The sequence below is a fragment of the Pseudomonas bharatica genome, assembly GCF_048586865.1.
Lineage (GTDB): Bacteria > Pseudomonadota > Gammaproteobacteria > Pseudomonadales > Pseudomonadaceae > Aquipseudomonas > Aquipseudomonas bharatica.
Genome location: NZ_JBMAWR010000037.1, coordinates 1 through 14450 on the forward strand (window position 1 = coordinate 1; position 14450 = coordinate 14450).

2 protein-coding genes are annotated in these 14450 nt (G+C 66.4%); both read left to right on the plus strand.

Annotated elements, in window-relative coordinates; translation table 11 throughout:
• Positions 1-272 precede the first annotated feature (272 nt).
• Positions 273-3644, plus strand: coding sequence for an amino acid adenylation domain-containing protein (locus ACKLLE_RS25995; protein ID WP_420059452.1), 3372 nt, complete (start codon positions 273-275; stop codon positions 3642-3644).
• Positions 3641-14449, plus strand: a complete 10809-nt coding sequence (locus ACKLLE_RS26000) for an amino acid adenylation domain-containing protein (protein ID WP_420059453.1) — start codon at positions 3641-3643, stop codon at positions 14447-14449. Before ACKLLE_RS25995 ends, ACKLLE_RS26000 begins: the two co-directional genes overlap by 4 nt.
• The last annotated feature ends 1 nt before the right edge of the window (position 14450 follow it).

Genomic DNA, 14450 nt, shown 5'->3' on the forward strand with positions numbered 1-14450 from the left:
GTGAATCAGGTTGACGACGAAGCGTTTGAGCTGTGTCGATTTCCAAGGGAATCAATTCCGCAGTGATGCTGAAGACCGGCCAGCTACGGGTATATAGGAAAAGTCTTAACTGGGGTGGTGAAACATCCGTACGTTTGCAGGCGTCGCATCCCGTTTCTCGCTAGATCCCCACCCATCCCCCAATCCCCAATCCTTGCTAAATATTTCCCTCCCAGTTCGTTCTTGTTGATACGACCAAACCACGGTCACGCCGATCAGCAAGGACCCACCGCATGAATGCCGAACAAGCCCGGACACTCGCCCGCCGTTTCGTCGAGTTGCCTGCCGCCAGGCGCAGCCTGTTCCTTGACGCGCTGCGTCGGGAAGAGGTGGACTTCGCCCAGTTTCCGATTCCGTCCTGCGCCGGGCTCGCCGAGCGCGATGGCCTGTCCCATGCCCAGCAACGCATGTGGTTCCTCTGGCAGTTCGATCCGCAGGGCGCGGCCTATAACCTGCCGGTCTCGGTGTGCTTGAATGGGCCCTTCGACCTGGCTGCCCTGGAGCGCGCGTTCAACCAGTTGATCGAGCGCCATGAAAGCCTGCGCACCACCTTCTTTCAGGAGGGCGAAGAGGCCTTGCAACGGGTCGCCGAAACTGGCCAGGTGGATATCGGCCTGCGCGACCTGAGCGCACTGCCCGAGGCACAGCAGTGGACTGCCGCCCGCGAAGAGATGGCGACCCAGGCCCTGATGCCCTTCGATCTGCAACAGGGCCCGCTGCTGCGCGTCCGTGTGCTGCGCCTCGCCGCCGAGCAACACGTTCTGCTGCTGACCCTGCACCACATCATCACCGACGGTTGGTCCATGGGGGTGCTGATCGACGAGTGCCTGGCCTGCTACGACGCGCTGGTCACCGGCCAGCCACTGGAGCTGGCGCCGCTGCCGGTCCAGTACCGTGACTACGCCCTGTGGCAGCGCGCCTGGCTGGAAGCCGGCGAGCAGGCGCGGCAGCTGGAGTATTGGCGCGCGCACCTGGGCGACGAGCATCCCCTGCTGGAACTGCCTATCGACCGTCCCCATCCGCTGCTGCCGAGCCAGCAGGGCAAGTGCCTGCCGATCGACCTCGACAGCGGCCTGCTGAAAAACCTCCAGGGCCTGGCCCAGCAGCAGGGCGTGACCCTGTTCGTGGTCCTGCTGGCGTCGTTCAAGGCTTTGCTGCACCGCTACAGCGGCCAGCGCGATATCCGTGTCGGCGGGCTGATCGCCAACCGGACCCGCAGCGAAACCGAAGGCCTGATCGGCTTCTTCGTCAATACCCAGGTGCTGCGTACCGAAGTGACCGGCGACACCCGTTTCGACCAGTTGCTGCAGGCCGTGCGCCAGACCGCCCTGGGTGCCCAGGCGCATCAGGAGCTGTCCTTCGATGCCATCGTCGATGGCTTGCAGATCCCGCGCAGCCAGAACCGCAATCCGCTGTTCCAGGTGATGTTCAACCACCGTCCGCTGGTCAATGCCATCGAGAGCCGCCAACTCGCCTGTGGCCTGAACGTGACCGGGCTGACCGCGGAGCAACTGGGCGAGGACCAGCGCCCGCAGGCCGCCGGCAGCGACCTGATGCTGGAAACCAGCGGCGAAGGTGAACAACTGAAAGCCTCCTTCACCTACGCTACCGATCTGTTCGACGAAGCCACCGTGCAACGCATGGCCGGGCACTGGCGCACGCTGCTGCGCGGGATCTGCGCCAACCCGCAGGCGCGGGTCGATGCGCTGCCGCTGCTGGGTGACGATGAGCGCGAGTTCCTGACCCGCGGCGTCAACCAGAGCGCCCGCGAGTATCCGCTGGAGCGCAGTTATGTGGTGCAGTTCGAGGAGCGGGTTGCGGCCCATCCCGAGCGGATTGCCGTCAGCCATCTGGCCGACCGGATCAGCTACCAAGCACTCAACGAGGCCGCCAACCGCCTGGGCCATGCCCTGATCACGGCGGGCGCCGGCTTCGACCAGCCGATCGCCCTTTTGGCCGAGCGCGGCCCGGATCTGCTGGGCATGATTATTGGCAGCTTCAAGGCCGGCGCAGGTTACCTGCCGTTGGACCCGGCGCTGCCGAACCAGCGCCTGAGCGGCGTGATCGGGCAGAGCAGGGCGCCGGTGCTGGTGTGCAGCGCCGCCTGCGAAGCCCAGGCCCGTGAGCTGCTGCTCGGCAATGAAGCGGTGCAACTGCTGGTCTGGGAACAGGTCCAGCAAAGTACCGAAACCACCAATCCCGGTCGCTACAGCAGCCCGGACAACCTGGCCTACGTGATCTTCACTTCCGGCTCCACCGGCCTGCCGAAAGGCGTGATGGTCGAGCAGCGCGGCATGCTCAACAACCAGCTGAGCAAGGTCCCGTACCTCGACCTGAGCGACAAGGACGTGATCGCCCAGACCGCCTCGCAGAGCTTCGACATTTCGGTCTGGCAGTTCCTCGCCGCACCGCTGTTCGGGGCCCGGGTGGATATCGTGCCGAACGACATCGCCCGTGATCCACAAGCACTGCTGGCGCACGTTCAGCAGCAAGGCATCAGCGTGCTGGAAAGCGTGCCGTCGCTGATCCAGGGCCTGCTGGCCGAAGAACGGGTCAGCCTGGACGGCCTGCGCTGGATGCTGCCGACCGGCGAAGCCATGCCGCCGGAACTGGCGCGCCAGTGGCTGCTGCGTTATCCACAGATCGGTCTGGTGAATGCCTATGGTCCCGCCGAGTGCTCGGACGATGTGGCCTTCTTCCGCGTCGATCTGGCGTCCACCGAAAGCACCTACCTGCCCATCGGTACCCCGACCGACAACAACCTGATCTACCTGCTGGACGATGCACTGGAACTGGTCCCTATCGGCGCCGTAGGCGAGCTGTGCGTCGCCGGTACCGGCGTCGGCCGCGGCTATGTCGGCGACACCCGCCGAACCGTTCCTGTCTTCGTTCCCAACCCGTTCGGCGCCCCGGGCGAGCGCCTGTACCGTACCGGCGACCTGGCCCTGCGCCGTGCCGATGGCGTGCTGGAATACGTCGGCCGTGCCGACCACCAGGTAAAGATCCGCGGCTACCGCATCGAACTGGGCGAGATCGAAGCGCGCCTGCTGGAGCATCCGGCGATCCGCGAAACCGTGGTGCTCGATATCGACGGGCCACAGGGCAAGCAGCTTGCCGCCTATCTGGTCAGCCGCGAAGCGGTCGATGCCGACCAGCTCAAGGCCGCGCTCAAGGCCCATCTGCCGGACTACATGGTCCCGACCTTCTTCATCCCCCTCGACGCCATGCCTCTGACCCCCAACGGCAAGCTCGACCGCAAGGCCCTGCCGCAGCCGGACGCCAGCCAGGCCCTGGCGCGCTATGTGGCGCCGGTCAGCGAGGTGGAGCAGCAGCTCGCCGCGATCTGGGCCGAGGTGCTGAAGATCGAGCGGGTTGGCCTTGACGACAGCTTCTTCGAACTGGGCGGGCATTCCCTGCTGGCCGCGCAGATGGTCGCGCGGATCAAGAAGCACCTGGGCGTCAGCCTGCCGCTGCGCACCCTGTTCGAAAAGCCGCTGCTGGGCGAGCTGGCCGCCGCCGTTGCCGCGCTGGGCACCACGACGAATGAAGACGACTGGGACGACATGGACCAGTTCATGGATACACTGGAGGAAACCGAAGCATGAGCGGGACCACCACTGCACGTATTGCCAAACGCTTTGTCGGTCTGTCGCTCGATCAGCGCCGTCAGTTCCTCGCCAAACTGCGCGCCGACGGCAAGGATTTCAGCCTGCTGCCCATTGTCGAAAGCCGCCACGACGTCGCTGCGATCCCGCTGTCCTACGCCCAGCAACGCCTGCTGTTCCTCTGGCAGCTCGATCCGACCAGCGACGCCTACAAGATGAGTACTGCCCTGCGCTTGCGCGGGCGACTGGACGAGCAGGCCCTGCAGCGCTCCTTCGACTACCTGCTGCAGCGCCATGAAGTGCTGCGCACGGTGTTCAGCACCGACGGCGAGCAGCCGCGCCAGGTGATCCTCCCGGCGCTGGCGCTCGACCTGCAACGCGTCGAGGTCAAGGACGATGCCGAACTGTCTCGCCTGGCCGGCGAGTTCATCGCGCGGCCCTTCGACCTGCTCAAGGGCCCGCTGCTGCGCGCCAGCCTGTTCCGGTTGAGCGAGGATGAGCAGGTACTGGTGGTGTGCATGCACCATATCGTTTCCGATGGCTGGTCGATGGAGGTGATGGTCAAGGAGTTCGCCCAGAGCTATCAGGCCTTTGCCCAAGGCCGCGAGCCGGAGCTGCCGGCACTGGCGCTGCAATATGCCGACTACGCCATCTGGCAGCGCCAGTGGCTGGAGGCCGGGGAGGGCGAGCGGCAACTGGAGTACTGGCGCCGTCAGTTGGGCGACGAGCAGCCGCTGCTGGAAGCAGCCCAGGATTTCCCCCGCCCTCCGGTGCAGAGTTTCCGTGGCGAGCACCTGAAATTCGATTTCGGCGGCGAGCTCTCGCAACGCCTCAATGCTTTCGCCCGCAGCCAGGGCCTGAGCCTGTTCATGCTGGTGCTGGCCGGCTTCTCGCTATTCCTGTCGCGTCAGTCCGGGCAACGCGATATCCGTATCGGCGTGCCCAATGCCAACCGTGGCCGCAGCGAGACCGAAGGGCTGATCGGCTTCTTCATCAACACCCAGGTGCTGCGCTGCCAGGTGGACGAGCGCCTGAGCTATCTCGACCTGCTGGCGCAGATCCGCGAGACCTCGTTCGAGGCCCAGGCCCACCAGGATGTACCCTTCGAGCAACTGGTGGACCAGCTGGCGCCGGAGCGCAGCCTCGGCCATAACCCGCTGTTCCAGGCCAAGTTCAACCAGAACGTGGTGCTCAAGCAGGAACTGTCGCTGAAGCTGCCGGGGCTGGACGTCAGCGAATACCCGATGCACCGCGAGGGCGCGCATTTCGACCTGGCCCTGGATATCACCGATGACGGCCAGCTGATCCATGGCGATATCGCCTACGCCAGCGACCTCTACCAGCGCGCTACCGTCGAGGCCTTTATCCCGCAACTGCTAGATCTGTTCGAAGCCCTGCTGGCGGCACCGCAGGCCCCGCTGTATCGCCTTGCCGCGCTGCCGCACGTCGCGCCAGCCCCGGCACTGGACACTGCGCCTTCCGTTCTCGCCCAGTGGCAAGCCAATGTCGCCCGGCAACCCGAGGCCATCGCCGCCCGCTGCCTGGGCGACAGCCTGACCTTCCGCGAACTGGACCAGGCCGCCAACCGCCTGGCCCACCATCTGCTGCAACTGGGCGTGGGCCAGGGCCAGCCGGTGGCGGTGCTGATGGAGCGCTCGCTGCCGTGGCTGACCGCGTTGCTGGCGATCCTCAAGGCCGGCGCGGTGTACATGCCCCTGGATGTGAAGGCGCCGGACGAACGCCTGCAACAGATGCTGGCGCGTGCCGGTGCCAAGGCCGTGCTGCGTGCCGAAGGCGACCAGCGCCTGGACGTGCCCGTCGATATCGCCTGGCAACCGGCGCTGTGGCAGCAGCAACCGGCGACCGCGCCGGCCATCACCTTGCACGGGCAGTCCCCGGCCTACGTGATCCACACCTCCGGCTCCACCGGCCAGCCCAAGGGCGTGCTGGTCAGCCATGCGGCGCTGGCCAGCTATGTGCGCGGCCTGCTGGAGCGCCTGCAACCGGCGCCGGGCGCGAGCATGGCGCTGGCCTCGACCATCGCCGCCGACCTCGGCCATACCGTGCTGTTCGGCGCGCTGTGTGCCGGTCGCACCCTGCATGTGCTGCCCGAGGTCCTGGGCTTCGACCCGGATGCCTTCGCCGACTATATGGCGACCCACCAGGTGGGCGTGCTGAAGATCGTTCCCGGCCATCTTGCTGCGCTGCTCCAGGCGGCGCGGCCGGCCGATGTGCTGCCACGGCACCTGCTGATCGTCGGTGGCGAAGCCTGCCCGGCCGGGCTGGTGGAGCGGGTGCGCGCGCTGCGTCCGCAGTGCCGCGTGGTCAACCACTACGGTCCGAGCGAAACCACGGTCGGCGTGCTGACCCATGAAATTCTCGGCGATGTGCCGCAGGTGGTGCCGGTGGGCGAGGCGCTGCCAGGTGCCGTGGTGCGGGTGCTGGACGATGTCTTCAACACCGTGGCCGAGCGCGTGCCCGGCGAGCTGTATATCGGCGGCGCCAGCCTTGCCGAGGGCTATCTCGGCCAGCCGGCGCTGACCGCCGAACGCTTCGTGCCGGATCCCCATGGGCCGGCCGGTGCGCGCCTGTACCGCAGTGGCGACCGGGTACGCCGCAACCGCCAGGGCCAACTGGAATTCATCGGCCGTGCCGACGACCAGGTGAAGATCCGCGGTTATCGCGTGGAGCCGGCGGAAGTCGCCCGGGTCCTGCAAGGCAGGGTGCAGCAGGCGGTGGTCCTGGCCGTGCCGCAGGATGACGACGCCAGCCGCCTGCAACTGCTGGCATGGGTGGTGGCCGAGGGCGTCACCGGCGAAACCTTGCGCCAGCAACTGGCTCACGTGTTGCCCGAATACATGGTGCCGGCGCAGATCGTGCTGCTGGAGCAGTTGCCGCTGACTGCCAACGGCAAGCTGGACAAGCGTGCCCTGCCCAGGCCGGGCGCAGTGCAGCAGCGTTATGTCGCCCCGCAGGGCGAGATCGAGGAAACGCTTGCGGCCATCTGGCGCGAGGTACTCAAGCTGGAGCAGGTCGGCAGCACCGATAACTTCTTCGAACTGGGCGGCGACTCGATCCTCAGCCTGCAGATCATTGCCCGGGCCAAGCGCCAAGGGATCAAGCTCAATCCCAAGCAACTGTTCGAGAAGCAGACCATTGGCCAACTGGCCACGGTCGCCAAACTCATCGAGAAGAAGGCTGCGGCCCCGGTGGTCGAGCAGGTCACCGGCAACCTGCCGTTGCTGCCGATCCAGGCACGCTTCTTCGAAACCGATATTCCCGAGCGCCAGCACTGGAACCAGTCGGTGCTGCTCAAGCCGACCCGCAAGCTGGACAGCGCCACGCTGCACAAGGCCTTGCATACGCTGCTGGAACAGCACGATGCCCTGCGCCTGAACTTCGCCCGGCAGTACTCGGGCTGGCAGGCGGTGTTCGCCCCGCTGAACAGCACCGAGGTGCTGTGGACCCGCGAACTGGCGAACCTTGAAGCCTTGCAAGCGCTGGCCGACCAGGCCCAGCGCAGCCTCGACCTGAAGAACGGCCCGCTGCTGCGCGCCGTACTGGTGGACCTGCCCGAGGGCGAGCAGCGCCTGCTGCTGGTGATCCATCACCTGGTGGTGGATGGCGTGTCCTGGCGCGTGCTGCTGGAAGACCTGCAACAGGCCCTGGCCGGCGCGGCCCTGCCGGCCAAGACCAGTTCATACAAGGCCTGGGCGGAAAAACTGCACGCCTGGGCCAACAGCCCGGCGCTGGAAGCCGAGCGCGACTACTGGCATGGCCTGCTCGACGGCGCCGATGGCGCTCTGCCGCAGGACAATCCCCACGGCAGCCTGCGCATCGAAACCGCGGCCCATGCCGCCTCGACCCTCGACGAGGAACTGACCACGCAACTGCTCAAGGTTGCCCCGGCGGCCTATCGCACCCAGGTCAACGACCTGCTGCTGACCGCCCTGGCCCAGGTGCTGTGCCGGTGGAGCGGGCAGCCGTCGGTGCTGGTCCAGCTGGAAGGCCATGGTCGCGAAGACCTGTTCGAGGATATCGACCTCAGCCGTACCGTCGGCTGGTTCAGCAGCCTGTTCCCGGTGCGCCTGGCCCCGGCGGCGCATGTCGGTGCCTCGATCTGCGCGATCAAGGAGCAACTGCGTAGCGTACCGGGCAAGGGCATCGGCTTCGGCGTGCTGCGCTACCTTGGCGACGGCGATTTCGCCCACCGGCTGGCGGCCCTGCCGCAGCCGCGGGTGACGTTCAACTACCTGGGCCAGTTCGACGGCAGTTTCGACCGGGAGCAGGGAACCTTCGTCCTGGCCGGCGAAAGCAGCGGCCAGCCCTTGTGCCCGCAAGGCCCGCTGGGCAACTGGCTGAGCGTCAACGGCCAGGTCTTCGATGGCCAGCTGCGCCTGGACTGGACCTACAGCCGCGAGATGTATCGCGCGGACACCATCGAGGCGCTGGCCCGTGCCTATGAACAGGCACTGGCCGAGCTGATCCGCCATTGCCAGGCAGGCAACCACGGCGTGACCCCGTCGGACTTCCCGCTGGCCGGGCTGGACCAGGCGCAACTGGACCGCCTGCCGCAAGCCGCCGCGACCATCGAGGACATCTACCCGCTGGCGCCGATGCAACAAGGCATGCTGTTCCACAGCCTGTTCGCCAAGGAGGCCGGCAACTACATCAACCAGTTGCGGGTCAGTGTCAGCGGGCTCGAGGCGGCCCGCCTGCACCAGGCCTGGCAGGCGCTGCTGGACCAGCATCCGGTGCTGCGCAGCGGCTTCGTCAGTGATGCCGACCACCCGGTGCAGGTGGTGCAGCGCCGGGTCGAGCTGCCTTTCGTGGAGATCGATGCCCGCGGGCGCGCCGACCTGGACGGCTGGCTCGACGACTGGGCGCGCCTGGAGCGCGACAAGGGGTTCGAGCTGGCCCGCGGCCCGCTGCTGCGTGTGGCGCTGATCCGTACCGAGGATGACCGTCACGAGCTGATCTACACCAGCCACCATATCCTGATGGACGGTTGGAGCAGCTCGCGCATGCTCGGCGAAGTGCTGCAGCGCTATGCCGGGCAGGTGCCGGCGCGCCAGGTTGGCCAGTACCGCGACTACATCCACTGGCTGCAAGGCCAGGATGCCGGGGCTGCCCAGCGTTTCTGGCTGGAGCAACTGGCCGCGTTCGACGCGCCGACCCGTCTGGCCCAGGCCCTCAAGGGCGCGGCGGACGGCGAAGGCTATGGCGAATACCGGGAGGATCTGGACGCCGGGCTGAGCCGGCGCCTGGGCGAGTTCGCCCGCGAGCAGCGGGTCACCCTGAACACCCTGGTGCAGGCCGCGTGGCTGTTGCTGCTGCAACGCTATACCGGGCAGTCCAGCGTCACCTTCGGCGCCACCGTGGCCGGACGGCCCACCGAGCTGGTCGGGATCGAGGAGCAGCTCGGCCTGTTCATCAACACCCTGCCGGTGCTAGCGAGCCCGCGTTGCGAACAGTCCGTGGCGGCGTTCGTGCAGCACGTGCAAGGGCTGAACGTCGCCCTGCGCGAGTTCGAACACACGCCACTGTACGAGGTGCAACGCTGGGCCGGCTGGAGCGGCGAGGCGCTGTTCGACTCGATCCTGGTGTTCGAGAACTACCCGGTGTCCGAGGCGCTGCAACAGGCGGCGCCGGACGGGCTGCGCTTCGGCGAGGTGCGCAGCCAGGAGCAGACCCATTACCCGCTGACCCTGGTGGTGAATACCGGCGAGCGCCTGTCGCTGCGCATCAGCCATGACCGCAGCGCCTTTGGCGTGCGGGCGGTCGAGCAACTGGCGGCGCATTTCAATCATCTGCTGGCGGCGCTGATCGAGGACCCGGCGCGTGCGCTGGGTGAGCTGGTGTTGCCAGTGACTGTGAGCCTGGAGCTGGCGGCCTTCCCGGGCGAGCAGTGCCTTCACCAGCGCATCGAGGCCCAGGCGGCGCGGGTACCGGAAGCGGTGGCCGTGAGCTTTGGCGGCGAGCAGCTGACTTATGCACAGCTGAACGGTCGGGCGAACCAGTTGGCGCACAAGCTGCGCGAGCAGGGCGTTGGGCCGGACGTGCTGGTCGGGCTTTCGGTCGAGCGCAGTCTGGAAATGCTGGTCGGCATCCTCGGCATTCTCAAGGCCGGCGGTGCCTACGTGCCGCTGGACCCGGATTATCCACAGGACCGTCTCGACTATATGACGCAGGACAGCGGCATCAAGCTGCTGCTGACCCAGGCTGATCTGCTGGGCTCCTTCGAGGGCTACAGCGACCAGAATCCGGTGAACCTGACCTCGCCGGACAACCTGGCCTACGTCATCTACACCTCCGGTTCGACCGGCAAGCCGAAGGGCGCGCTGTTGCCGCACCGGAATGTCCTGCGCCTGTTCGAGGCCACGGATGAGTGGTTCGGCTTTGACGAGCAAGATGTCTGGACCCTGTTCCATTCCTACGCCTTCGACTTCTCTGTATGGGAAATCTTCGGTGCGCTGATGCATGGCGGTCGCCTGGTGGTCGTGCCGCGTGAGGTGACCCGTTCGCCGGAAGAGTTCAACCAGTTGCTGGTGGACGAAGAGGTCACGGTGCTGAACCAGACGCCATCGGCGTTCAAGCAACTGGCTCGCGTTGCAACCGAGCCACTGAGCCTGCGCTATGTGGTGTTCGGCGGCGAAGCATTGGACGTGACCAGTCTGCAACCGTGGTTTGAGCGTTTCGGCGATCAGCAGCCGCGTTTGATCAACATGTACGGCATTACCGAAACCACGGTGCATGTGACTTATCGTCCAATCACCAGGGCGGACCTGGTACAGGCCGAAGTCAGCCCGATCGGTGAGGCCATCTCCGACCTGTCGATGTACGTGCTGGACACCGACTTCAACCCGGTGGCAACCGGCGTCTGCGGCGAGCTGCATGTCGGCCATGCCGGTCTCGCTCGCGGTTACCACAACCGTGCTGCGCTCACTGCCGAGCGTTTCGTGCCCAACCCGTTCGCGAAAGACGGCAGCCGCCTGTACCGCACCGGTGACCTTGCCCGCTTCCGTGAAGCCGGTGTGATCGAGTACGCCGGCCGTATCGACCATCAGGTGAAGATCCGCGGTTTCCGTATCGAGCTGGGCGAGATCGAAGCGCGGCTGCAGGAGCATGAAGGCGTGCGCGAGGTGGTGGTGCTGGCGGTGGATGGCCCGGCGGGCCAGCAACTGGCGGCCTATCTGATCCCCGCCAACCCGGATCAGGCCGACCTGCGCGAGACCCTGAAGGCTCACCTGAAGGCCAACCTCCCGGACTACATGGTCCCGACCCATCTGGTCCTGCTGGAGAGCTTCCCGCTGACCGCCAACGGCAAGCTGGACCGCAAGGCCCTGCCGAAACCCGATGCGGCCAACCTGCAAGGCGCGTATGTGGCCCCGGTCAGCGAACTGGAGCAGCAGCTTGCATCCATCTGGGCGGATGTCCTGCAAGTCGAAAGGGTAGGCCTGAGCGACAACTTCTTCGAGCTGGGCGGCCATTCGCTGCTGGCGACCCAGGTCATCTCCCGCGTGCGCCAGCAACTGAACCTGGAACCGACCCTGCGCAACCTCTTCGAAGCCGCCGACCTGGCCGCCTTCGCCGCGTTGGTCGGGCAGGGCGAGGCCAGCCGTGCCCCGGCCTTCGTCCGCGCCGACCGCAGCCAGCCGCTGGCGCTGTCCTACGCCCAGCAGCGCCAGTGGTTCCTCTGGCAACTCGAGCCCGGGAGTGCCGCCTACAACATCCCGGTGGCCCTGCGCCTGGACGGCGAACTGGATATCGAAGCGTTGGAGTCCAGCTTCGCCGCCCTGGTCGCCCGCCATGAAACCCTGCGCACCACCTTCCGCCAGGACGGCGAGCGCGGGGTGCAGGTGATCCATCCGGCGACGCCGTTCGTGCTGGCAGTGGAAACACTGGCCCCGGGCGAAACCCTGGACGCCAGCATCGCCGCCGAGGTGCGCCGGCCGTTCGATCTGCAGCAGGGGCCGTTGCTGCGGGTCAAGCTGCTGCACCTGGACGAAAACCGGCATGTGCTGGTGCTGACCCAGCACCACAGTGTTTCCGATGGCTGGTCGATGCCGATCATGGTCGACGAGCTGGTGCGTTTCTACGCAGGCTTCAGCCAGGGCCGCGATATCGCCCTTGATCCCTTGCCGTTCCAGTACGCCGACTATGCCCTGTGGCAGCGCCAGTGGATGGAAGCCGGCGAGCAGCAACGCCAGCTCGCCTACTGGACTGCCCAACTGGGCGGTGAACAGCCGGTGCTGGAACTGCCGACCGACCGTCCGCGCCCGGCGATCCAGCAACTGGCCGGTGCCCGCTGCCCTGTCGCCCTGGATTCAGCCTTGGTGGACGGGCTCAAGGCCGTGGCGCGGGAGCAGGGCGTGACCCTGTTCATGCTCCTGCTGGCCTCGTTCCAGACCCTGTTGCAGCGCCACAGCGGACAGCACGATATCCGTGTCGGCGTGCCCGTCGCCAACCGCACCCGCGCGGAAACCGAAAGGCTGATCGGCTTCTTCGTCAACACCCAGGTGCTCAAGGCCGAGTTCGCTGCCGACACCACCTTCAGCCAGTTGCTGCAACAGGTCAGGCATACCGCCCTGCAAGCACAGGCCCATCAGGAGCTGCCCTTCGAGCAACTGGTGGAAGCCCTGCAACCGCAGCGCAGCCTGAGCCACAGCCCGCTGTTCCAGGTGATGTTCAACCACCAGGCCGAAGCTCGGGGCGCGGCGCGTCAACTGCCGGGCCTGAGCGTCGAAGTGCTGGCTGCCGACAGCCAGTCGGCGCAGTTCGACCTGACCCTGAATACCGTCGAGCATGCCGCCGGCCTGGAAGCGGAACTGAGCTACGCCACGGCGCTGTTCGATGCCTCGACCATCGAGCGTCTGGCGAAGCATTGGTGCACGCTGCTGAAAGGCATCTGCATCGACGCCGACCAGCGCATCGCCGAGCTGCCGTTGCTGGACGCCGAGGAACGTCGGCAGATCCTGGTGGAGTGGAACCAGAGCCAGCTCGACTACCCACGCGAGCAATGCCTGCCGGCGTTGATCGAAGCCCAGGTACGGGCGACCCCGGATGCCGTCGCACTGGTCAGCGCCGATGCCTCGCTGAGCTACGCGCAACTGAACGCCTATGCCAACCGGCTGGCGCACAAGCTGCGTGAACTGGGCGTTGGTCCGGATGTGCTGGTGGGCGTGGCGCTGGAGCGTGGTCCGCAGATGGTCGTCAGCCTGCTGGCGATCCTCAAGGCCGGTGGCGCCTATGTGCCGCTGGATCCGGATTTCCCGGCGGATCGCCTGAGCTACATGATGCAGGACAGCGGCTTGAAGCTGCTGTTGAGCCAGTCTTCGCTGGCTGGGCAACTGAGCATCCCGACCGGCGTGCAGACCCTGTGCGTGGACCAGCACGGCAACTGGCTGGACGCCTACGCCAGCGACGACCTGCCCGCGACTGCCGGCCCGGACAACCTCGCCTACGTGATCTACACCTCGGGCTCCACCGGCCTGCCGAAGGGCGTGACCATCCACCATCAGGCCCTGGTCAACTTCCTCTTCAGCATGGCCGACAAGCCGGGGCTGACGGCGGCTGACCGGGTACTGTCGCTGACCTCACTGTCCTTCGATATCGCCGGCCTGGAACTGTACCTGCCGCTGATCCGCGGTGCTGCGGTGGTCTTGCTCAAGCCGCACCAGAACAAGGACCCGCAGGCCCTGTTGCAGGTGATCGCCGAGCAGCAGGCCAGCGTGATCCAGGCCACGCCGTCCAGTTGGCGGATGATCCTCGATGCCGCACCAGCCGATGCACTGAAGGGCAAGACCATCCTCTGCGGCGGCGAAGCCCTGGGCGCCGAGCTGGCCCAGCGCCTGATCGACCAGGCCGGGCATGTGTGGAACGTCTATGGCCCGACCGAGACCACCATCTGGTCGGCCCGGCATTACCTGACCCGCGCCGACGATGTCTGGCTGGGCAAGCCACTGGCCAATACCACGCTGCATATCGTCAGCGACGACCTCGACGTGCTGCCGGTCGGCGCCCGCGGTGAACTGCTGATCGGTGGCGACGGCCTGGCCCGTGGTTACCACCAGCGTCCGGCCTTGACCGCCGAGCGCTTCGTGCCGGATCCGTTTTCCAGCACGGGCGGCCGTCTGTACCGCACCGGCGACGTGGCCCGCTACCGGGCCGACGGTGTGATCGAATACGTCGGCCGACTCGACCATCAGGTGAAGATCCGCGGTTTCCGCATCGAACTGGGCGAAATCGAAGCGCGTTTGCTGGAGCACCCGGCGGTGCGTGAAGCCGTGGTGATCGATATCGATAACCAGCTGGCGGCGTACCTGGTCGCGGAGCAGGACAGCCCGGAACTGCGCAGCGCCCTCAAGGCGCACCTGAAAGCCGGCCTGCCGGACTATATGGTGCCCAGCCACTTCACCTGGCTGGACAGGATGCCCCAGACCCCCAACGGCAAGCTCGACCGCAAGGCCCTGCCCAAGCCCGATGCCAGCCTGGTGCAGCGCGCCTATGTGGCGCCGGTCAGCGAGCAGGAGCAGCAGGTCGCGGCGATCTGGGCCGAGGTGCTCAAGGTCGAGCGCGTGGGCCTGACCGACGACTTCTTCGAACTGGGCGGGCATTCGCTGCTCGCCGCCCAGCTCGTTTCCCGTATTCATTCCGGCCTCGGTATCGACGTACCGCTGCGCCTTATCTTCGAGAAACCGCAATTGAACGACTTTATCCAGGCAATCGCCGACAGCGGCCTGTCGCTGACCGAGGACGGCCTGTCCGATATCGAAAAACTGATGAACGAAATGGCAGGAGCCTGAG

What these genes read in the sequence shown, in the direction of transcription:
- ACKLLE_RS26000 (WP_420059453.1), top strand. Translation starts at nt 3,641, where the DNA reads ATGAGCGGGACCACCACTGCACGTATTGCCAAACGCTTTGTCGGTCTG.
- ACKLLE_RS25995 (WP_420059452.1), top strand. Translation starts at nt 273, where the DNA reads ATGAATGCCGAACAAGCCCGGACACTCGCCCGCCGTTTCGTCGAGTTG.